A 21,458-nucleotide genomic window follows, 5' to 3' on the forward strand; every position below is an offset into this window, starting at 1 on the left:
GTGATCGCCACGGAATCCGCTTTCCGTATGGCAGAAGTTCCTTCGGGCTTCTGTGAGTCCATCGTCCCCTCTAGGAGTGCTCGTGACGGAGTCCGCACCCTCCCTGCCGCGACGCGTCGCACGCATACTGCGTACCTCTCTCTTCGCGCAGGTCGCCTGCGCCCTCGTGCTCGGCATAGTGGTCGGAATGTTGTGGCCGGACACGGCCACGGCTCTCCAGCCGCTCGGCGACGGTTTCACCAGGCTCATCGAGACGGTGATCTCGCCGCTCGTGTTCTGTGTCGTGGTCGTCGGCATCGCCAAGGCGGGCGATCTGAAGGCCTGCGGCCGGATCGGACTGAAGGCCCTGATCTGGTTCGAGGTCGCGTCCACGGCCGCGCTGGTGATCGGACTGGTCGCCGCCAACGTCGTCGGGCCGGGCTCCGGCATGCACGTCGACCCGTCCAAGCTCGACGCGTCGGCCATCGACAAGCAGACGCACGGCGGTGCGTTGCCGTCGGCGGCCGAGTTCATCCTGAACGCCCTGCCGCAGAGTTTCCTCGGCGCCTTCGCCGACAACGCGCTGCTGCAAGTGCTCGTGCTGGCCTGCCTGGTGGGCGCGGCGCTGCTTCACCTCGGCCACACCAAGGTGCCCAAGGTCCTGCCCGCCATCGAACAGGCGCAGGACGTCATCTTCGCGATCGTCGGCTTCGTCATGCGTCTGGCGCCGCTCGCCGTGTTCGGTGCGATGGCTCACCTGGTGGGGCAGTACGGGCTCGGCGTGATGAAGACGTACGCCAAGCTCATCGTGCTGTGCTATGCGGCAGCGGCACTCTTCCTCGTGCTGCTCGCCGTGGCACTGAGAGTGGTCACGGGGCTGAGCCTGTGGAAGTTCGTCCGGTACATCCGTGAGGAGGTGCTTCTGGCCCTCGGCACCGCCTCCACCGAGTCCGTCATGCCGCGCGTGATGCAGAAGCTGCGCCGCGCCGGCGCGCGCGACGACGCGGTGGGCCTGGTACTGCCCACGGGGTACTCCTTCAACCTCGACGGTGCCTCGCTCTACCTGTCCATTGGCACCCTGTTCATCGCCCAGGCGGTGGGGGTGCACCTCAGCCTGAGCCAGCAGATCACCGTGGTGCTGGTGCTCATGCTGACCAGCAAGGGAATGGCCGGCGTGCCCGGTTCGGCCTTCCTGGCCCTGTCCGCGACCGCGTCGGCCCTCGGCGTCCTCCCGGCCGGTGCCGTCGCCCTGCTGCTCGGCGTCGACCGCATCATGGACTCGATGCGCGTCGTCACCAACCTGCTGGGCAACTGCGTCGCCGTCTTCGCGGTGTCCCGTTGGGAGGGCGCACTGGACGCCGTGCGGGCGAAGAAGGCCCTGAACGGCGAGACCGTCTGTACGGCGAAGCCAGAGGAGTCGGAAGCAGCAGCCGCGCCGATGGCGGAGATCCCCGCCCAGCCGGTCAAGGAGCCCGCGCCCGAGGTGGGCTGACGCAACGACACCGACGGGCGCTCTCGCTCCGGAGGTACGGAGTGGTGGCCGCGGCCCGTCATGTGCTTTCCCCCGTAGTGTGGGACGTCAGCACCGACGCTGAGCTTGTTCCGCTTTGACGGACACCTTCGGTGTGGTGGTCGGGCCGCCAGGACGGTTTCGTGGTCGGCGGGGCTGCGATAGTCGAGGCTGCTGTGCAGCCGGTGCAAGTGCTCGAAGATCCACTTGATCACCGAGCGGACCGGTCTGCCCCTGTCCGTCGGTATCTCGGGCGCCAACGTGCACGACAGCCAGGCCCTCATCCCGCTTGCAGGGCGTCCTGCCGATCCGCTCCCGGCGCGGCCGGCGGCGACGCAGACCGGGCAAGCTCCACCGCGACAAGGGTTACGACTACGACCCCTGCGGCGATGGTCACGCGCCCGCAGGATCACGCCCCGGATCGCCCGCAAGGGAACCGACTCCGGCCAACGGCTGGCCGGCGCCGTTAGAGCATCGAACGCACCATGGCCTGGCTCGTCGGCTGCCGCCGCCTCCAACGCCGCTATGAGCGCAGGGCCGAGCACTTCCTCGCCTTCACGAGCATCGCCTGCACCCTCATATGTTATCGGCGGCTCGTCTGCTGATGTGGGCCTGCAGCAGTTTCACGGCCAGGTCGTGGCCGTAGTGATTGGCCATGTCCATGGGGGTGTGGCCGTCTGGGTCTGCGAGCTAAGGATCAGCCCCGAAGGCCAGCAGCACGGCCGTGCTGTGCACAGTCAACGGCTGCCCGCTCTGCAGGAAGCCGTCACCCTCGATGTCGATTGCGTGCGTCAGCAGTGTCATGTTGCTGAAAGCTTGGCGTTTATCCTCGGCGGGCTTCGTGTTCTGCGTTTGACCGTCTTGCCGACGTCGTGGTGTCTGGCTTGGTGTTTGTTCTTCGAGCCGGGCGGCCGTCCGGGGACTGGGCGGGATGGTTTTGGTGCGGCTGCCGGGCTGGCAGCGGTCGCGCGGATGTTGCGAAACCCGCGGCGGGCGCGGGCGGGAGTGAGGCGGCGGGGTTCGGTGCGGTGTTCCCAGGGGCGGCGGAGGTCCTCGGCGAGGGGGCGGGCGAGACGCAGCTGTGTATGGGCGGCGATGATCAGCCAGGTCCACACGTCAGCGGTGTCGGCAAGGCGGATCTTTGGGCGTGTCCAGCCGAGTGTCTGCTTCATCAGCCGGAAGGTGTGTTCCAGGTGAAGCGGCGGAGGAACGCATGCCACCAGCGGTCGACATCCGTGCTGGTGGCGCCGGGGGCCGAGCACCACAGCCATAGGGGTTTCGGGTGGCGGTCGCCCGGCAGCCGTCCGACCTTCAGACGGAGCAACGAGCCGTGCAGGACAGGCAGTTCATCCTTCGCGTGTTCCAGCCAGGGGCCGCGGTGGGTGAGTCTGGGGTGCTTCCGGTCCCAGGCCATGGTCTCGGCGGTGCCGTAGCGGGTGGTGTCCGTGGACGTTGTCACCTCGGGGTGTGCCAGGTCTCGGGCCGGGCCAGGGCGAGGACACCGCCGTGCCGACGCGAGCGCCCGCCTCTGGGGCCAAAACGGGGCGGGCCAGGGTCGCGGAGCATGACGCGGTCGGAGCGCAGGCGCCCGAGCAGCATCACTGGCAGGTCCGCCAGCACGTGGGAGAGGTAGGCGACGTCGTAGCCGGAGTCCATCACGATCAGAATCTCGGGATCTCCTGGCTCCCACTGCCCCGCGTGGATCAACCGCTTTACAGCGCCGTGGAGTTGGGCTGCTGTGGCGGCGGTCGCGTCGTCGGTGGGCCCAAGGCGCACGGCGTCCAACAGCGCGCACCAGGAGGTACGGCCCGTTTCCAGGGCAGCGACGAAGGAGTACGGCCAGCCCGGCACGAACTGGTCCCTACTGCGGGCGCCGCGTCCGTAGACGTGGCAGAACAGCCGGTCGTCGCTGGTGGGGACATCGGGGCGGAGCCCGTTGCTCACATCCACGGCCACCACGACACGTCCGTCGGCCGCCTTCGGCAGCGGCAAGCCGGCCAGCGCGCGGCGCAACCGTGCCGGCTCCGCCCGGCCCCGGTCCATCGCCGCGTACAGGCGCCGTGCACACGCCGGTGCTCGACCGCCAGCGACAACTCGACCAGCGTCTTCACCGGCCCGTCCGCACAAGCACCGCGTCCGTGAGCTCGAAGAGCGCATCCGCCCGGGCGTAAAGGCAGTCGTAGACTCGACCCGAAAGCGGGACAACACGCTCGATGCCTGGCCTGCGGACCCAGGGACGGGAGACTCATACGCAGCGGCCGTTCTCTCGGGCTTCGTTACTCGACATCTCGAAGCGTGGAGAACGGCCGCCTCCGCTGTCCCTGGAAGAACCACAGATCAGCAGGTCGGGTGACAGGCGAGGATAAACGCCAAGCTCAGTACCAGACGGAGAACGTGGCGTCGGCTCTGCCGGTGGTGTTGGAGATCGGGTCGATGCGCAGCACGTAGTCGTAGTGCCGGATGTAGCGGTCCGGGTAGTTGTGCGAGCGGAACGACGACCAGGACGGGTCGGCGAGCCCGGCCGTCTTGTGGAAGGTGGCGTCCTGGGCGAACTTCGCGGTGCCGTCGTTGGCGTCCAGTCGCAGCTGGAAGTAGGCGTGCCGCAGGTAGCGGGTCGGGTCGGTGACGGACTGGAAGGAGACGCCGGAGGAGTCGGCCAGCCCCGGCACCACCTTCCATTGCGAGTCGATGTAGGGGTCGAAGGGGTACGGGTCGATGCGGCCGATGCTGTCGGCCTGCCGCCAGAATCTGTCCGGGAAGTTGTAGGACTTCAGCCGGTTCCAGGCCGGCTTTCCCCACCGAGCGACCATGTTGTCGTACACCGTCTGGGGAATCTGCTTGATGTCGGCGTGCTTGGAGTTCAGCGGCTGGGTGTAGACACGCCGGTCGGTGGCGGTCCAGGTGCCGGTGGAGAGGTCGCTGGTCTGCCAGGTGTAGAACAGCGCGTTGGCGTCGCCCCACAGGTACCAGGTGCCGGCGGCCTGGGCGAGGATCGGGCCCTCGATGCCTCCCTGAGGCGCCAGGCCCGAGGTGAACTGGGTGAAGCTGCCGGGATTGAGCGAGGTGGACTTCGCACCCGTGAGGCTGTTGTGGCCTTTGTAGTACAGGTAGTTGACGCCGTTCACGTCCTTCGCCAGGGTGCCGTCGATGACGTCGTAGCCCGGGTCGAAGAAGACCTGCGGTGCCGTCACCGTCTGGAAGTCCGTGGTGTAGTTCACCATGATCACGTTGTGGCCGCTGCTGTTCACGGCCGAGTAGAGGATGGCGTACTGGCCGCGGGAGGCGTCCCAGAAGGCGTCGGGCGCCCAGGTGTGGGTGGCCATGTCGTACAGTTTCAGCAGGCGGTAGTTGTCGAAGGAGCGCAGGTCGGCGGAGTCCCAGACGTGGATGTACGGGCTCTTCTTGGTCCAGTCGGTGCCCTTCAGGTTGGTCGCCATGACGACGTAGGTGCCGTCCTGCTTGGGCAGGATGACGGGGTCGCGCAGACCGCCGTCGCCGGCGGTCGGGGTCACGACGGGGTTGTTCTGGTTCAGCGGCATCCATTGCAGCGCGTCGGTGCTGACGGCGAGGTGCAGGCCGTAGTCCGTACCGAGGTTTCTCGGTGACTGGGTGAAGTAGGCCATGACGAACGGGGAGGCCGTCGCGGCGCTCGCGGACCGGCTGCCGACGGTCAGCGCACCCGTCATGGACAGCGGCACGGCCGCGGCCATGCCGAGGAACAGCCGGCGCGACGGGAGGGGGGTTGCGCTCATCTGGTGCCTCCGGGGCGTAGGAAGGTGCGGGCGGATCCAGAACCTGTGGGCGGCCCGGCCCGGAGCCGCCCACAGGTTCGGTCCCTCGTCAGTTCCAGGGAGCCGCGGTGAGCCAGCTGGTGTCCTGGGCCCACGACGTCGTGTTGTCCCAGGCGTTGGTGCCGCCGTTGCTGGCGATGTAGGCCGTGTAGTTGTAGTGGCGGAGGTACTTGGTCGGGAAGTTGACGGACTGGAAGGAGGTGCCGACGCCGCTGTTGCCCGCGGTGGGGCAGAAGGTGGCGTCCTTCGCGAACGAGCTGCCGCCGTTGTCCGTGTTCAGGTAGAGCTGGTAGTTGGAGTGGCGTAGGAACTGGCCCGGCTTGTCGGCGGACTCGAAGGACAGGCAGGAGGTGTTGGCCAGTCCGGCCCGGACGATCCAGGTGGCGTTGGCCTTGTCGGTGGCCGAGCTGGTGGAGTTGACGCTGGAGATGACGACCTTGGTGTCGGCGCTGTTGTGGCGCAGGTAGTGGGAGGTGCAGCAGGGCGCGGTGGTGGCCTGCAGGGAGATCCGGGAGCCGGGGGTGAGGGTTCCGGTGCTGGTCGAGCCGCTGTTGTAGCCGGAGGCGGTGATGTTGGCCTGGACGGCGTTCTCGGTGGCGTCCGAGGGGTAGCCCTGGGTCATGACGCCTTCGTAGAAGGTGCCTTGGCCGGTGTTGCTGTTGTCACCGCCGATGCCGAGGATGATCGCGCCCTGCTTCTTCATCGGGTTGTAGCCGCCGACGGTGGGGCGTATGCCGTCGTAGAAGGTGGACAGACTGCCCGACTGGGCGTTGCCGCCGCGGATGGCCCAGTGGTTCGGGCCGCCCTTGACGATGGCGGTCGTGAACCGGTGGTTGATGGTCGGGTCGCCCGCGTTCAAGCCGCGGTTGACCCCGGAGAACAGGCCGTTCTCCAAGTCGGCCATGATCCAGGGGCCGGTGCCGCTGCCGGAGCCCCAGCCCGTGCTGGTGCCGAAGTAGATGGCTTCCATGGTGCCGTTGCCGTCGTCGTTGCCAGTCGTCTCGGCGTTGCCGTAGTCGAAGCAGCAGCCGCCGTTGACGTGCGTGCCGTCGAAGATGGCGTACATGCCCTCGGGCTGGTCGCCGGTGGCGATGCCGTTGGTGTTGTTGTTGCGGTAGCCGGTGCCGGGGGCCACGTAGACGCCGTACGCCTTGTGCCCGCCGACCGTGACCGGCGCCTCGAAGGCGTTGGCCAGGTTGTCGTTCCCGTTCTCCGCCGGACCGGGCCAGTAGCCCTTGAGCGCCTGGGTGAGGTTGTTGTGCTTGGGTGACTGGTCGTAGATGACGGTGATGACACAGCTGGTGTTCGCGCAGAAGGAGTCCTGCTGCGCGGCGTCGGCGTATCCGCCCGCGCTCAGCAGGCCGATGTCCTTGGTCGCGTTGTCGGAGGCGCGCTTGACCTGGTACAGCGGGCCGTTGTACGCCCTGTACAGGGCGCGGGTGGTGCTGTGCGCGGCGACGCAGGGGGTGCCGCCCGCAGCGTAGATGTCGCACGGCCCCTCGGTGGCGGCCTGCGAGGGGGCGGCCGTGGCGGTGAGCAGACCGGCGGCGAGCGCGGCGGTGGCACCGGCCGCGAGCAGCGCGCGTCTGACGCGGCGTATCCACGGTGGCTTGAACATGAAGGGCTCCTTCACAGGATGGGGTGAGGGTGGGCGTCGACGAACCCGGGTGTCCGGCTGTGCGGACGGTGCGGGTCGCGTCGAAGCTTCCGTTGCCGGTGCGGCTTCGGCCGTTGTCGGCACCGGAGGCGGGGCGGGCTGCTGGTCAGCTCCGAGGGATGGCGGCGAACCGGCTGGTGCCCTGGCACCACGGTGGGTGTGGTGTCACAGCCGCTGTACCGCCGTTGCCTGTGTGGTGGACGGTCGGGTGCCGGAGCTCTCCGCGGAGGCGCCGGCACCCCTGTCGGTGTCGGGTCAGCTCGTCACGCGGAAGGTGGCGTCACTGCGTCCCGTCGCGGTGGTGATCGGGTCTAGCTTCAGGTAGTAGGCGTAGTGGCGGATGTAGCGGTCCGGGTGGTTGTACGACTGGAACGACGACCAGGTGGAGTCGGCGAGGCCGGCGACCTTGTTGAAGGTGGCGTCCGCGGCGAACTGGGCGCTGCCGTCGTTGCGGACCAGCTGGAAGTCGTAGTTGGCGTGGCGCAGGAAGTAGCCGGGGTAGTTGACCGACTCGAAGGAGACAGTTCCGGTGCCGGTCAGGCCGGGCCTGAGCCGGAACTGGGCGTCCTCGGCGGGGGTGACGGTGGGGTCGATGCGCACGTCGAAGTTGATCTGGCGCACGTAGCGGTCCGGGAAGTTGTACGACTGGAGCCGCTGGGCCGGGGTGTTGGGCCAGCGGGCGAGCACGCGGCTCTCCTCGGCCGCGGTGAGGGTCATGATCGCGCCGTGGCGCTTGGGGGTGCCGCCCATGTCGTAGCTGGTCGCGTCCTGAAGCCGATAGGTGCTGACGTCGAACGGGTTGGTCGTCAGGATCGGCCGGTATTCGCGTACGCCTTGCGGGTTGTTGTAGTCGATGTAGAGGGCCCACTCGTTGCGGTCCCTGAACTTCATCCACACCGGGCCTTCGACCACGTTGCCGGTGAGGCCGATGCTGGAGAGGTTGCCGAGGTTGGTCCACGTCCCCAGGATCGAGTTGCTGGCTTCGACGTTGTTCTGGCCGTCGCCGGAGACCCTCAGGTAGCGGTAGGGGCCGATGCCGGCGGGCACCTCGGTCATCTGGGTGTCGACGACCGGCGTGCTGCCGGGGGGGTCGATCCAGATCTGCGGGGTGGTGATGGTGCGGAAGTCCTTGGTGCGGGCGGAGTAGATGCGGTATTTGAAGATGCCGTTGACCGTGGCGTTCGTCGCCCAGTACAGGACGTAGTCGTTGGTCTCGGGGTTGAAGATCGCCTCCGGTGCCCACGCGTTCTTTCCGCCGGGGATCAGTGTGGCGGCGCCGAGCAGCCACGGATCCGACCAGGTCACCAGGTCGGTCGACTCCCACACCACGAAGTTGGGGCTGCCGTTGGTGTACGTGGAGCCGCAGCGGATGCACAGGTCGGTCGCGATGATCCAGTACTTGCTCCCGTCGGGAGAGCGCACCAGTGCGGGATCGCGCACCCCCTTCGTGCCGATCTTGGAGTTCAGGACCGGCGCTCCGCCGTTGAGGTCGTTCCAGTGCAGGCCGTCCGTGCTGTGCGCGAGGTACAGCATCTGCCCGGTCGCGGAGTCGCCGGTGAAATGCACCATCAGGTAGCCGGGGTCGGCGGCGGCCGCTCGCTGGGGTGCGGTGAGGGCCTGGCCCGTGAAGAGGAGACAGACGGCGAGCAATATCAACGTCAGCCGGGCGCGGAGCGCAGACATGGGATCTCCTGTCGCGTGCGGGTGCCACCGCCGGCTAAGGGAAAGCGGGGCGGCGGGGGGAACTTGGTCTCGGAATGGGCGGGACAGGACCCGAATACCGCGCGAGCCGGAAGGGCGGATCCGAACAACGGTGCTTCACCGCTTCGCCCATTGAAGCCGTGGCGACGGCGGGTCAGGGCGCGTGAGCACGCGCATCCACCCAGGTGGGGAGGTTGCGACACAGGCCGGGTGTCTGTGCTTCTCAGCGCCCGTGAAGGCGTTTCAGGTGCGCGGCGCTTCGGCCGGAAGCCTTGATAGCCAACTCACTGTCCAATCAGGCATGTTGAACGATATATCGAACACTGTTCGTGAAATCGGGCAGAGGTTAGATCCGGAAAGGAGGGCGCGTCAATGCATCCGACACATCCGATCCACTGACGTGCAAATGAGCGATCCGGCACTCACCCGGCTCCCTGGCCCGGCTCATACGAGATATGCCCCGTCCGCTTCTGGGGGACGGCGGGGTCCAGTTCCGCTGACCGACCATGGCTGGCGGCGCGAACAAGGTCTCCCTGGTCGACGCCCAGCGCAACTACCGGGAACGCCGGCCGAGGGCAGGGCCGGGCAGGCCGCGGTGGCTCAAAGAGGCCACTAGCGCCCGCCTCCGCTCCCATGCATCCAGCACATCCCCCGCCCGCACAACCCCCAGCACGCCGCACCAGCAGCCGGCCCCACCCTCGATCACCAGCCACACGGCAGTGCTCAACCCCGTCAGGCAATCCCCTGAAAAACGTCCACCCAGTTTCTGTTATTGCGCCGCCGTCCCCCCCGTCTCCTGTACATGCACGCGACACGACAGATCAGTCGGCGCACCATGCTCAAGGCCACGGGCGCCGCAGCCGTCGGTCTCGCCGGCGTCGCCACCCCCTCGGTGGCCGCGGGCGGAGCCTTCGCGCACCCCGGCCTCCTCCACACCGGCGCCTACCTCGCCCGCATGGCCGCCAAGGTGAAGGTCGGCGCCGCGCCCTACACCGCCGGCTACGCGAAGCTGTCCGCCAACCCGCATTCGCAGAGCGGCTACACGGCCCGTCCGCAGGCCATCGTGTACCGGGGCGTGGAACTGCGCCCCCGCAGCACGTGGCCGCAGAACTACGGGACAACCCGACAGCCGGTAAGAATTTGAGTTCACAAGGCTAGACACAAGCAACGTCCATATCCGTTAATCCATCCCATGTGTCAGCGAGGATTCGCGTTCCATATTTCGGACGACGTTTGAAAAGTCGAACCACGTGAGGAAGATGTCGTCGGCCTGTCGGCCGTAGGGCGCCGCGTCGGCAGCACACAAGCCCGTGACGCGCCGCGCCCGACCGTCGGACGTGTGAGCCGGCACATCAAATGTCCAAGCAGTCGCTCTGCCGTATCGAAAGGCTCAAGATGTCTTCCTCCGTCAGCAGGCGTCGTCTCCTGCAACTGGCCGGGGCCACCGTGGCCGCCTCTGCCACAGGATCCTTCCTCGGCGCGTCTTCCGCCCAAGCGGCCATCGCCCCCGCGAGGACCGACATCGGGGTCTTGGCGCACCCCTTCGAACTCGGCCAGGTACGACTCACCGCGAGCCGGTGGCTGGACAACCAGAACCGCACCCAGAACTACCTGCGGTTCATCGATGTCGACCGGCTGCTGTACAACTTCCGCGCCAACCACAAGCTGTCCACCAACGGCGCGACCGCCAACGGCGGCTGGGACGCGCCGAACTTCGGCTTCCGCACCCACATCCAGGGGCACTTCCTCACGGCATGGGCACAGTCGTACGCCGTCACCGGGGACACCACCTGCCGGGACAAGGCCACCTACATGGTCGCGGAACTGGCCAAATGCCAGGCCAACAACAGCGCCGCCGGTTTCAGCGCCGGGTACCTCTCCGGCTACCCCGAGTCCAACTTCACTGCTCTCGAGCAGGGAACCAGTGGCGAAGTGCTGTACTACACCATCCACAAGACCCTCGTCGGCCTGCTGGACGTATGGCGCCACATCGGCAGCACACAAGCCCGGGACGTGCTGCTCGCCCTGGCCGGATGGGTCGACTGGCGCACCAGCCGGCTGACCAGCCAGCAGATGCAGACCATGCTGCGCGTCGAGTTCGGCGGCATGAACGCCGTGCTGACCGATCTCTACCAGCAGACGGGCGACGCGCGGTGGCTCACCGTCGCCCAGCGCTTCGACCACGCCGCGGTGTTCGACCCCCTGGCGTCCAACCAGGACCAGCTGGGCGGACTGCACGCCAACACCCAGGTTCCCAAGTGGATCGGTGCCGCCCGGGAGTACAAGGCCACCGGCACCACCCGCTACCGGGACATCGCCACCAACGCCTGGAACATCACCGTCAACGCGCACACCTACGCCATCGGCGGCAACAGCCAGGCGGAGCACTTCCGCGCCCCGAACGCCATCGCCGGCTACCTGACCAACGACACGTGCGAAAGCTGCAACACCATCAACATGCTCACCCTCACCCGGGAGCTGTTCACGCTCGACCCGAACCGCGTCGCGTTGTTCGACTACTACGAGCGGGCGTGGCTCAACCAGATCATCGGCCAGCAGAACCCGGCCGACGACCACGGCCACGTCACCTACTTCACCCCCCTCAAGCCGGGAGGTCGGCGCGGTGTGGGCCCGGCGTTGGGCGGCGGCACCTGGAGCACCGACTACGGCACCTTCTGGTGCTGCCAGGGCACGGGCCTGGAGATGCACACCAGGCTGATGGACTCCATCTACTTCCACAACGACACCACGCTGACCGTGAACATGTTCGTGCCGTCGGTGCTCACTTGGACGGAGCGCGGTATCACCGTCACCCAGACGACGACCTACCCTGTCAGCGACACGACGACCCTTCAGGTCACCGGCAGCGTCAGCGGAACGTGGGCGATGCGCATCCGTATACCGAGCTGGACCACCGGGGCCACCATCAGCGTCAACGGCGTCGCGCAGAACATCACCACCACCCCCGGCAGCTACGCCACCCTGAACCGCTCCTGGACCTCCGGCGACACCGTCACCGTCCGCCTGCCCATGCGGATCGGCATCCGACCGGCCAACGACAACGCGAACGTCGCCGCGATCACCTACGGCCCGGTGGTCCTTGCCGGCAACTACGGTGACTCCACGCTCAGCTCCCTCCCTGCGCTGACCACGTCCTCGATCAAACGGACCAGCAGCAGTTCACTCGCCTTCACCGCCACCGCCAACGGCTCCACCGTCAACCTGGGCCCATTCCACGACGCGCACGGCTTCAACTACACCGTCTACTGGAACACCACCGGCAATACCGTCCGTCTCGCCAACGTGGGCAGCGGTCTCCTGCTGGGCATTCAGAACATGTCCACGGCCGACGGTGGCCGCGCTCTGCAGTGGACGGACAACGGCACCGCCGACCACAACTGGGAAATGATCACTGATGGAAGCGCGGTCCGCTTCCGCAACGCCCACAGCGGCAAGGTGCTCGGCGTCCTGAGCATGTCCACGACGGACGGCGCGACCGTCCTGCAGTGGTCGGACAACGGCACCGCCGACCACAGGTGGACGCTGCTCGACCAGGGCGACGGGACCTACAAGATCCGCAACGAGAACAGCGGCAAGCTGCTCGCCATCGCGGGCAACTCCACCGCGGTCGGCGCGTTCGCGGTCCAGGACGCGGACGACGGCACCGCCGACAACCGCTGGCGCATCGTGCTGAACTAGCGTCCGTCGCGGAAGGAGGGCTTGGTCGTTCTCTTCCATTTGTACTCAGCCCCTTCGACCATCGTTCGTCATACCGGACAAAGCTTGTGGCGGTGCCTCTCGGACCCGCCACAAGCGGCTTCCGATGCCCATTACCTTCCTTGTAGAGCCCGGTTGGGGCTCGTGGCCTTCGGGGCCGGTATGACTCTTTGCCCCTGTCCTCGATGATCCGGGGGGTGCTGTCGCCGGTCCCGGCGGCACCGGATGGTCGCTGATGGAAGCGTGTCCGCCGACAGGCAGGGCTGCGTAATGCGGCTGCCGATCTCCGGTGCCCGGCGGGCCACCGGTGGTGACTCCGGGGAGGGGAAAGCCCGGTGACCAGCAACGACTTCACATCGATCGATGTGTTCTGCGCCCTGGACGTGGGCAAGTACACTCACCACGGCACGGCCCTGCCGGGTGATGGCCGCATCACTGCGTGGGCTGCGGACACTTTCGCACCGACGTCTCCTACCTCCCCGACCTTGAGGCATACCTGGCCGACCTGCTGCGCAACCGTGAACGTCTGGCCGCCTTCGCCAACGCCGACCCCTGGGCCAAGGCGGAGGCCACACCATCGGACGACGAGATTGCCCGTGTCCGTCGCCTGGGTCAGCGGGTGCGCCAGGACCTCGACGAGCTCACCGACGAGGACCGGGCCCAGATTCGCGAGGCAGTCGCGCTGGTCCGCCGCAGCCGCGGCGTGTCCCTGGGCATGCCGCGTGTCCGCCAGCCCCTGCCGGACCTTCGCCCGGAGAGTACCGGAGGGCCAGCATGATCGACGGGCGGCGAGCCGACTCGGCCCGCCGCCGTGAACGCGTTCTCAAAGCTCTCGATGTCCTGCTGCGAAGCGACGAGGACATCACGGTCTCCGGACTGGCTCGCGCGGCACGAGTGGACCGTACCTACATCTACCGGCACCGCGACCTCCTCGAACGCGTCCACGCCGCCGCAGCAGCCCCACCAGAAGAAGGCCGGATCGCGGCCGTCAGCCGGGCCTCGCTGCGGGCAGACCTGACCAATGCGCTGGAGCGGAACAGTCGGCTGACAGTCCGGGTCCGGCAGTTGGAGAAGCGTCTGTCCGAGAGCCTCGGTGAAACCGCCTGGAAGGAATCCGGCCTTGGTGCGTCCGCCGACATTGACCAGCTTCAACGTCGCATCACGTTGCTCGAACAAGAGTTGGCCGACATAAGGGGCCAACTCGATGAGCGGACCGAGGAACTCGATGCTGCGCGGGCGGCTAACCGGGAACTGACCCGGGCGCTGAACCAGGCCCGCTGACGCCGGCTGCGGCAATGGTGCACGCCGTGACTGGTGAGACGCTGCTGAACACGCTGGTCAACCCGGAAGTGCCGGGCACCGAGGCGGCGTACGGCGTTCACGGCATCAGTGATGAGATGGTCGGTTCGCCGGTTCGGGTGCCTTACAGGTTGTTCGCATAGAAGCTGGTGAGTCGTTCGACGGCGGCGTCGACGTATGCCGGTTCGTCGTACATCTCGTAGTGGCCGGCGCCGTCGATCACCATGAGGTCGACGGGGTTGGGGGCCAGCTTCCACAGCTGCATGCCCATGTCGTAGGAGCCGGTGTTGCCGATGCGTCCGGCGAGGACGACCTGCAGTGGCTGGGTCATGAGCCGATCGGCCAAGTGGAACGCGTCATAGCCCAGCAGGAGGGAGTCGCTGCGCAAGAGGCGCCGGTTCGTGGAGTGTTCGTTGCCGCCCCGCTCGGTGCGGTAGTAGGTGACGGCCTGAGTGGTGTCGATGTCGGTCAGGCCCGCTGCCGCGGCGTCCTCAAGGGTGTCGGGCAGCCAGTTCACGCGGGTTGTCTCGCCGGAGCGGGCCTCTTCGGTACGGGCGTCCGCGAGGGCGTCGAGTGCTGCGGCCGGACCGTCGGGGGAGAAGTTGCGCAGCGCGGCGCCGATGTTGACGGGGACGACCGTGCCGACCGCTTTGATGCGGTGGTCCGTGCGGGCGGTGTGCACGGCGTAGCCGCCACCGGCGCAGATGCCGAGGACGCCGATGCGCTGCGGGTCGATGCTGAGGGTCGTGGTGAGCGCGTCGATGGCGTAGGAGATGTCCTCGCCTCGGCGGTAGGGGTCTTCGAGGTCGCGGGGCTCGCCCTCGCTCTGGCCCTGATGGGCGGGGTCGAGGACGAGCGCGGCGATGCCGCGGGCGGCGAGACGGGAGGCGTAGTTGGCGCCGATCTGCTCCTTGACGCTGCTGCCTGGGGTAGAGAGCACGACGGCGCGCAGCGGTGCGCTGCTGTCGGCGTTGTCGGGCAGGTGGAGGTCTGCGGCGAGGTTGATGGGGCCGCGCGGGATCGTGAGGTGCTGAAGCATGTGTGGCTTCCTTCGTGAGATTGTTGTTCCATAGGAGTCCAGTACGAGATAGTATTTTGTACGATCCAGAACTAATACGAAACGAAACTGTACCGCATGGATGGAGGGGTCGCATGTCAGTCGACGGGGCGCAGCTGTGGACGCTGAACCAGCGGCTGCTGGCAGTCGTGATGGACGCCTGCACGCGGGAGCTGGCCGAGCTCGGGCTGGAGACGAAGGAGTTCTTCGTCCTGGCCGAGGTAGAGGCATCGCCGTACCCGGCCGAGATCGCGACCGCGCTGCTGCTGCCCAAGGCGAGCGTGACGGTCTACGTTCGCAACCTCGTCGCCAAGGGCTTCATCCGACGCGAGATCGACGAGGCGGACCTGCGGCGTCATCGGCTCGTACTGACCGCCGAGGGCACGCAAGCACGCGATCGCGCACTTGCAGCCCTCGCGGCGGAGTACGATCGCAGGTTGGCGAGGGTCACCCCCCAGGACCGCGTCGAGCTGCAACGCATCCTCAAAGCGATGCTCGCCTCGCCCGCGATCGCTTCTACGCCTTCTTGACGAAGGTCGTGGAGGTCACCATGAAGATCATCGAGAAGGCTCTCGACAACAACTAACCAGACAGCAGAACGGCCCGGTTGCAGCCGGGCCGCTGTCGATCTCTGCGGATCACGAGACGGCCGCCCGCCCCGTGTGCAAGACCAGGACCACCGGGTGGCCGTTGTCAGTGCCTGTTCCTGAGGCCGACATAACAGAGCTGCGGTTGTGATTGGTCGGGAACGGCTCGTTGGATCTGGCCGCCTGGCCGCCTGGCCGCCTGGCCCGTGGGCGGATGGACGGCGGCGAGCCGGCTTCCACGATGGTGGGAAGCCGGCTCGCCGGGTGGTGCTTCAGTTGGTCTTGGCGTGGGCCTGTCGGCGGGAGCGCAGGATGAGGGCTGCCAGGGTGGAGGCCAGGAGCGTGAATGCGGCGGTGGTCAGGAATGCGGCGCGGGCTCCGGGGACGAACTGGCCGGGGACGGCTCCCGCGGCGTAGACCGAGACGACGACGGCGAGTCCGATGGCGCCGCCCAGCTGCTGGACCGTCTGGAGCAGGCCGGAGGCCGCTCCGGCGTGCTGCGGTGCGACGCCGCTCATCATCAGGGAGGCGGCCGGCATGAAGGTCAGTCCGGCCGAGATGCCGTTGATCAGCAGGGGGCCGAGGACCGCGGTGACGTAGCCACTGGTCGTGTCGATGTTGCTGAGCCAGACGTAGCTGGCGGTCAGGCCGAGGGCACCGGTGATCAGCAGCGGCTTCTGTCCGAAGCGGGCCACCAGCTTGGGAGCGGTGCGTGCCATGGCGAAGATGCCCAGCGTCATCGGCAAGAACGCGGCACCGGCAGCGATGGGGCCGAAGTGCAGCACCCGCTGGACGTACTGCACGACCAGGAAGAACGTGGCGATCTGGGAGCCGAAGACCAGGGTGGTGACGGCGAGAGCGCCCAGGCGGCGTCGGTCGCGCAGCAGGGCGGGCACCAGCATCGGGTGGGCGACCCGGCGTTCGGTCATGGCCAGGACGGCCAGGAGCACGACGCCGGCGGTGAGAGAGCCGATGGTCTGGGCGGAGGCCCAGCCGTGCTCGGGTGCGCCGATCAGTGCCCAGACGATGGCCACGGCCGCGCCGGTGGCGCTAAGTGCGCCGACGAGGTCGAAGCGGCCGGGGTTGCGCGGGGTTTCGGCAACGAACCGCGGGACGAGGGCGAGCACGGCGATGCCGATGGGGACGTTGATGAACAGGGTCCAGCGCCAGGATCCGACTTCGGTGACCACACCGCCCAGGAGAAGGCCGAGGGTGCTGCCGCCGATACCGACGGCAGCGAACAGGGCCAGGGCCCGGTTGCGTGCAGCGTCGTCGCGGGCGCTGGTGGTGACCAGGGCGAGCACGCCGGGTGCGGCGAGGGCCGCTCCGATGCCCTGCGCCGCGCGGGCGGCGATCAGCAGGGCGGCGCTCTGGGCGAAGCCGCCGAGCAGGGAGGAGGCGGTGAAGACGCTCAGCCCGATGAGGAAGACGCGCCGCCGGCCGTAGGTGTCTCCGAGCCGTCCGCCGGTCAGCATCAGGCCGCCGAAGGCGAGGGTGTAGGCGTTGACGATCCAGGACAGGGCGGACGGGCCCAGGCCGAGACCGGTGCCGATGCTGGGCAGGGCCACGTTGACGATGGTGCCGTCGAGGGTGAGCATCAGCTGCCCGACCAGCACGATCATGATGCCGAACGCCGCGCGGCGGCTGCTGCGCTGCAAAGTGGCAGGCGATTGGGCGGACGAAGTCGGCGGTATGGCGGCAGGGATGCGCTGCGTTGCGGACATGGTGGGGTCCTGTTCTGGCCTTCGGGGGCCGACAGAGTGTGAGCGGTGTGCGGAGCGGCGGTCGCGCCTGGCTCCGCCGGAGAGGGGTGATCGCGGGCGCTTGCGTGCCGGCGGGAACGGGCCGGTCGAAGCCTGGCCCGGTAAGAGGATGTCGGCGGGATGGGGCGCGCGCGGCGGGCCTGGTCGTCGGGCGCGCGTGCTACGGCTTGGCTGCTCAGACCTGGGCCATGCCGCCGTCGGCGAAGAGTTCGACGCCGGTGATGAAGCTGGAGGCGTCGCTGGAGAGGAAGGCTGCGGCCTTGCCCATCTCGCGGGGGTCGGCGATCCGGCCGCTGGGGTTGCCCTCGCCCATCTTCTGGATGGCGGCGGGGACGGCGTCGGCGCCCTGTGCCATGGCGAGGGCGCGGCGCAGGGATTCGGTGTCCACGGCGCCGGGGCTGAGGACGTTCATGCGGATGCCGGTGCCCTTGATGTCCTGGATCCAGGACCGGATGAAGGCGCGCACGGCGGCCTTGGCGCCGCCGTACAGGCCCATGCCGGCCGGGGGCTGGATGGAGGCGGTCGAGCCGATGATGACGACCGTGCCGCCGGGCGGCAGCAGCGGGATCGCCGGCTGGACGGTGAACAGGACGCCCTTGGCGTTGACGTTGAAGGTCCGCTCGAACTGCTCCTCGGTGATCGAGCCGAGCGGGGCGTGGGCGCCGATGCCGGCGTTGGCCACGACCGCGTCGAGGCGTCCGTGGCGCGCGATGACCTCCTGGTACACCGCCTCCATGTCGGCGAGCTTGGTGACGTCGGCGACGATGCCGGAGCAGTTCGGGCCGACCGTGGCGACCGCCTCGTCCAGCGGCTTCTGCTGCAGGTCGGTGATGACCACGCGGGCGCCCTGGTTTACGAACTCCTGGGCGATCCCCAGGCCGACGCCGGACGCGCCGCCAGTGACCACGGCGACCTTGCCTTCGAGCGGGAGGCTCATCGTTTTCTCCTTGCGATGGGGTGTGTCCGCACCCTGCGGACGGCGGCGGGATGTGCTCTACACTCGGAAGTGGAGGCGTCTCCGCTTCCTCGACTGTAAGCGGAGGCGTCGCCACTTAGCAAGATGTGGAGACGCCTCCACTTAATTTCGATGAGGAAAGGCCCTTACGTGACTACAGACACCGGGCGACCGCTGCGGGCCGACGCGCGGCGCAACCGCGAGAAGATCCTTTCCGCGGCCGTACGCGTCTTCGCCGAAGAAGGGCTGGAGGCGCACCTCGAGCGCATCGCCAAGGAGGCGGGCGTGGGCTCCGGCACCCTCTACCGCAACTTCCCCACCCGGGAGGCGCTGATCGAGGCCGCCTACCGCAACGAACTGAGCCGGCTGTGCGACGCCGCCCCCGATCTCCTGGCGGCCATGCCGCCACGCGAGGCGCTCCGCGCCTGGATGGGGCGCTTCATCGACTACGCCACCGCGAAACTGGGGATGGCCGAGGCCCTCCGCGCCGTCGTCGACTCCGGCGTCAACCCCTACGACCACAGCCGCGAGCTGATCATGACCGCCCTCACCTCGCTCATGGACGCCGCGACCGCAGCCGGGACCATCCGGTCGGACATCAGCCCGGCCGTCCTGTTTGCCGCCCTCACCGGCGTCGCCCTCGCCTCGGGAAAGCCCGAGGAGCGCGAGCAGGCCGAACGCCTCCTCGACCTCACCCTCGACGGACTCAGGTACGGCACGGCGGACTGATGCCACCCCGGAAGTGCCGACGGGCTCGCCTCCATGCGAGCGCCGCGCACTCCACCGCCTTGATCGCCTCGCTGTACGAACGCACCGGGTCCGGGCTGCGCCCGTAGGCGGCCTGCCAGGCGGCGGCGAGGTGGTCGGCACGAGGTCGGCGGCCCGGCGGTCGCCGGGGAGTGGGCCGATGGGGCGACCGCTCGCCGTACCTGGCGTGACTGGTTCGGGCCACGGCAGCGACGAGAAGGTCGTCATCCGGCTCGCCGAGGACGGCGACGGGAGCGAGCGGGTGCTGAGGGTGTGGGAGCGGGGGCAGGCCGTGGAGAGGGGATCGGACGGCGGTCACCCGTCCGGCAGCTAGTGGGTCTTCATGCCTTCCGCTGAGCGACCCCCGCCGCAGGTTCGGGTGATCTTGCCTGACGGGTGGGAACTGCGGGGCCGGCTGCACGCCCGGGGCAGTTTCCCAAGGCCGGGTGGTTGTACTGGGTGGCGCTGCCCTTGGGGGCCGACGATCCCGCCACCGAGACCGTCGAGCCGCGCGAGTACCGGGTCTGGCTCACCCCTCGCCAGGTGCGGCCCATCGGCGGCGTCCGGTACGACGTCGTCCCCACCTATTTGGAGGCGGAGGAGCTCGACGTGTACGCGGCCTTGGAGGTGCTGCGCCGCCCCGGCGCCGTGGCCTGCACCGAGTGCGGGGCGGACGTCGCTCTCGGCCCGTTGATGTAACCCGGATTCAGCCGCCGCGCAACGGCGGGTCTCTGACGTGGTGTAGGTCAGGAGCGTACCAGCGGCGCCTACGCCGTAAGCGGGACGGCGCGTGCCGGGGAGGGCGGTGATCTGGCAGAAGGTCACCGCGGTGGGTGGCGGTTCCACCATAGCCTTCACTCTCAATCTATTGCAACGAACCGCATGAGGTTGTTGCGTTAGCCAGCATACCCATTGCAACAATATTCCTCTTCTACCTGCATGGATTCCGTTCATTCGCAACGAGCTTGTTGCCAAGTCCTCGAACGCAACGTAGCGTTTCCAATATCAGAAACAACGAGCCCACAGGAGAACGTCATGCAGAAGTTCCACACCCCCGCCCCGGTCTCCGCCGTCCTCGACATCCCCGCGGGACGCATCCAGTTCATCGCCGCCGACCGGGCCGACACCACGGTCGAGGTCCTGCCCGCCAATGCCGCCAAGAGCCGCGACGTGAAGGCGGCGGAGCAGATCGAGGTCGCCTACGGCGACGGCGTCCTGCGGATCGCGGCCCCGGAGGCGAAGAACCAGCTCTTCGGCCCTTCGGGGTCGGTCGAGGTGACCGTCCAGCTGCCCGCCGGCTCCCACGTCGAGGCGAAGGCGGCCGGCGTTGAACTCCGGGTCGTCGGCCGCCTGGGCGACGTCGCCTTCGAAGGCGCGTACCGCCAGATCAAGATCGACGAGGCCGCGAGCGTCCGCCTCACCGCGCTCGACGGCGATGTCGAGGTCGGCCGGCTGGGCGGCTCCGCTCAGATCAGCACCGCACGGGGCGACATCCGGATCGCCGAGGCCGGGCGCGGCACGGTCGTGCTGCGCACCGAGTCCGGCGACATCTCGGTCGTCGCCGCCGCCGGCGTCTCGGCCGCCCTGGACGCCGGCACCGGCCACGGCCGCATCAGCAACGCGCTCAAGAACGACGGCACCACCGAACTCGACATCCGCGCCACCACCTCCCACGGCGACATCACCGCCCGCAGCCTGTAGATCCGCAGCCTGCGACGAGCAGAGCCGGGACTGTCCGGCCGGGTCGACCGCCACCGCAATCCCGGTGGACGCCGACGACCCGGCCGCCTGTTTCCAGGGGCCCGCGCTCCACGCGCAGCGCCCGCAGAAGTCGAACAAGACGCTTCACGCGACCAGGGGGAACCCATGAGGAAGAACAGCACCTTCTCGACCCATGCACAGTGGACCGGCATGGTGCCGGTCGACGACACGGCCCTGGCCGTCACCGACAGCGGTGGCCCCGGGATCCCCGTGATCTACCTCAACGGCCAGTTCGCCACCCAGGGCTACTGGAGGCGGGTCATCGCCGAACTGGGAACAGGATGGCGGCACATCACCTACGACGAGCGGGCCCGCGGCAGGAAGTCGAAGCGCTCGGCGGACTACTCCTTCGAGGCCGCCGTCCGCGATGTCGACGCCGTTCTGGCGGCCAGGGCCGTGGACCGGGCGCTGCTGGTGGGCTGGTCCTACGGGGCGGTCGTCGGGGCGCACTGGGCCGACCGTAATCCGGCCCGTACCGTGGGCGCGGTCCTGGTCGACGGCGCGTTCCCGCACGACTGGCTGGATGAGGCCATGGAGGAGCGCATCCGGAAGCTGTTTCGGCGGATGGGCTGGTTCACGCCGCTGTTGCGCCCGACTGGCCTGACCCCGCGGATGACCGCCGAAGAACAGGCGGACAGCAACATCGAGCTCGGCAGGCTCTCCCGCGAGAGCGAGCTGGGCCCTGTGCTGGAGAACATCGTCGTCCCGGTGCGGTACGTGGTCGCTTCGGGCACGTCCCTCGGAAGCCGCGGTGATGAGCAGGAACGGATACGCGCCGGCCTCGATGCGGTGACCGCCCGCAACGCGAACCTCCGCGTCAGCGCGAAGGTCCCCAGCAACCACGGCGCGATCCTGAGAAAGGACTACCAAGCAATCGCCGGGGCCGTACGCGAGGTCGCCGCCCTCGACCGCGGGGAGCGCTGAAGACGATGAG

General features: G+C 68.3%; 18 protein-coding genes and 3 pseudogenes. 13 read left to right on the forward strand and 8 right to left on the reverse strand.

Features of this window, described 5'->3' with window-relative positions; translation table 11 throughout:
- Positions 1-82: 82 nt before the first annotated feature.
- Both N8I84_RS40795 and N8I84_RS40800 read left to right on the forward strand, forming a co-directional pair.
- Positions 83-1,471, forward strand: a complete 1,389-nt coding sequence (locus N8I84_RS40795; RefSeq protein WP_263234553.1) for a cation:dicarboxylate symporter family transporter — start codon at positions 83-85, stop codon at positions 1,469-1,471.
- A 207-nt stretch (positions 1,472-1,678) separates the two neighbouring features.
- Positions 1,679-2,094: pseudogene (locus tag N8I84_RS40800) on the forward strand (transposase); the annotation flags it as partial.
- Here the strand turns inward: N8I84_RS40800 and N8I84_RS40805 are convergent.
- The 5 genes and pseudogenes from N8I84_RS40805 to N8I84_RS40825 all read right to left on the reverse strand — a co-directional run.
- Positions 2,066-2,299, reverse strand: a pseudogene (locus N8I84_RS40805) (ankyrin repeat domain-containing protein); the annotation flags it as partial. The pseudogenes N8I84_RS40800 and N8I84_RS40805 sit on opposite strands and share 29 nt — an antisense overlap.
- Positions 2,290-3,704 (reverse strand): annotated as a pseudogene (locus tag N8I84_RS40810) (NF041680 family putative transposase). The pseudogenes N8I84_RS40810 and N8I84_RS40805, both read right to left, overlap by 10 nt.
- A gap of 160 nt (positions 3,705-3,864) precedes the next feature.
- Entirely contained in the window at positions 3,865-5,241 is a 1,377-nt protein-coding gene (locus N8I84_RS40815) for a glycoside hydrolase family 43 protein (protein ID WP_263234554.1), read from the reverse strand.
- 88 nt (positions 5,242-5,329) lie between these two features.
- Complete coding sequence (locus tag N8I84_RS40820; protein ID WP_263234555.1) at positions 5,330-6,898, reverse strand: alpha-L-arabinofuranosidase B; 1,569 nt, start codon at positions 6,896-6,898, stop codon at positions 5,330-5,332.
- A gap of 294 nt (positions 6,899-7,192) precedes the next feature.
- Positions 7,193-8,620, reverse strand: coding sequence for a glycoside hydrolase family 43 protein (locus N8I84_RS40825; protein WP_263234556.1), 1,428 nt, complete (start codon positions 8,618-8,620; stop codon positions 7,193-7,195).
- 820 nt (positions 8,621-9,440) lie between these two features.
- Here N8I84_RS40825 and N8I84_RS40830 point away from each other — a divergent pair.
- The 5 genes from N8I84_RS40830 to N8I84_RS40850 all read left to right on the forward strand — a co-directional run bounded on the left by N8I84_RS40830 (position 9,441) and on the right by N8I84_RS40850 (position 13,797).
- On the forward strand, positions 9,441-9,782 hold the full coding sequence (locus N8I84_RS40830; RefSeq protein ID WP_313884334.1) for a hypothetical protein: 342 nt from the start codon (positions 9,441-9,443) through the stop codon (positions 9,780-9,782).
- 251 nt (positions 9,783-10,033) lie between these two features.
- The gene (locus tag N8I84_RS40835) at positions 10,034-12,337 is read left to right on the forward strand and encodes a beta-L-arabinofuranosidase domain-containing protein (RefSeq protein WP_263234557.1); all 2,304 of its coding nucleotides are present in this window, start codon (positions 10,034-10,036) and stop codon (positions 12,335-12,337) included.
- Between the two features lie 457 nt (positions 12,338-12,794).
- A complete protein-coding gene (locus tag N8I84_RS40840; RefSeq protein WP_263234558.1) occupies positions 12,795-13,133 on the forward strand; it encodes a transposase in 339 nt (112 codons plus the stop codon).
- Positions 13,130-13,636, forward strand: a complete 507-nt coding sequence (locus N8I84_RS40845; RefSeq protein WP_263234559.1) for a DUF6262 family protein — start codon at positions 13,130-13,132, stop codon at positions 13,634-13,636. Before N8I84_RS40840 ends, N8I84_RS40845 begins: the two co-directional genes overlap by 4 nt.
- 26 nt (positions 13,637-13,662) lie before the next feature.
- Positions 13,663-13,797, forward strand: a complete 135-nt coding sequence (locus N8I84_RS40850; protein WP_263234560.1) for a hypothetical protein — start codon at positions 13,663-13,665, stop codon at positions 13,795-13,797.
- Here the strand turns inward: N8I84_RS40850 and N8I84_RS40855 are convergent.
- Entirely contained in the window at positions 13,779-14,693 is a 915-nt protein-coding gene (locus N8I84_RS40855; RefSeq protein ID WP_263234561.1) for an alpha/beta hydrolase, read from the reverse strand. The genes N8I84_RS40850 and N8I84_RS40855 overlap by 19 nt on opposite strands.
- A gap of 113 nt (positions 14,694-14,806) precedes the next feature.
- On the opposite strand from N8I84_RS40855, the gene N8I84_RS40860 reads away from it, so the two are divergent.
- On the forward strand, positions 14,807-15,241 hold the full coding sequence (locus N8I84_RS40860) for a MarR family winged helix-turn-helix transcriptional regulator (RefSeq protein WP_263234562.1): 435 nt from the start codon (positions 14,807-14,809) through the stop codon (positions 15,239-15,241).
- 329 nt (positions 15,242-15,570) lie between these two features.
- Here the strand turns inward: N8I84_RS40860 and N8I84_RS40865 are convergent, their stop codons facing one another.
- The gene (locus tag N8I84_RS40865) at positions 15,571-17,022 is read right to left on the reverse strand and encodes an MFS transporter (protein ID WP_263234563.1); all 1,452 of its coding nucleotides are present in this window, start codon (positions 17,020-17,022) and stop codon (positions 15,571-15,573) included.
- A 214-nt stretch (positions 17,023-17,236) separates the two neighbouring features.
- Entirely contained in the window at positions 17,237-17,998 is a 762-nt protein-coding gene (locus tag N8I84_RS40870) for an SDR family NAD(P)-dependent oxidoreductase (protein ID WP_263234564.1), read from the reverse strand.
- A gap of 150 nt (positions 17,999-18,148) precedes the next feature.
- Here N8I84_RS40870 and N8I84_RS40875 point away from each other — a divergent pair, with 150 nt between their 5' ends.
- From N8I84_RS40875 to N8I84_RS40895, 5 genes are all read left to right on the forward strand, one after another.
- Positions 18,149-18,745 (forward strand): TetR/AcrR family transcriptional regulator, encoded by a 597-nt coding sequence (locus tag N8I84_RS40875; RefSeq protein ID WP_390899004.1) that lies wholly within the window; start codon positions 18,149-18,151, stop codon positions 18,743-18,745.
- A 205-nt stretch (positions 18,746-18,950) separates the two neighbouring features.
- Entirely contained in the window at positions 18,951-19,097 is a 147-nt protein-coding gene (locus N8I84_RS40880) for a hypothetical protein (RefSeq protein WP_263234566.1), read from the forward strand.
- A 125-nt stretch (positions 19,098-19,222) separates the two neighbouring features.
- Positions 19,223-19,462 (forward strand): hypothetical protein, encoded by a 240-nt coding sequence (locus N8I84_RS40885; RefSeq protein WP_263234567.1) that lies wholly within the window; start codon positions 19,223-19,225, stop codon positions 19,460-19,462.
- A gap of 336 nt (positions 19,463-19,798) precedes the next feature.
- A complete protein-coding gene (locus N8I84_RS40890) occupies positions 19,799-20,464 on the forward strand; it encodes a DUF4097 domain-containing protein (RefSeq protein WP_263234568.1) in 666 nt (221 codons plus the stop codon).
- Positions 20,465-20,629: 165 nt separating this feature from the next.
- The gene (locus N8I84_RS40895; protein WP_263234569.1) at positions 20,630-21,448 is read left to right on the forward strand and encodes an alpha/beta fold hydrolase; all 819 of its coding nucleotides are present in this window, start codon (positions 20,630-20,632) and stop codon (positions 21,446-21,448) included.
- Positions 21,449-21,458 lie beyond the last annotated feature (10 nt).

Origin of the sequence: Streptomyces cynarae, assembly GCF_025642135.1 — a bacterium.
GTDB classification, from domain to species: domain Bacteria; phylum Actinomycetota; class Actinomycetes; order Streptomycetales; family Streptomycetaceae; genus Streptomyces; species Streptomyces cynarae.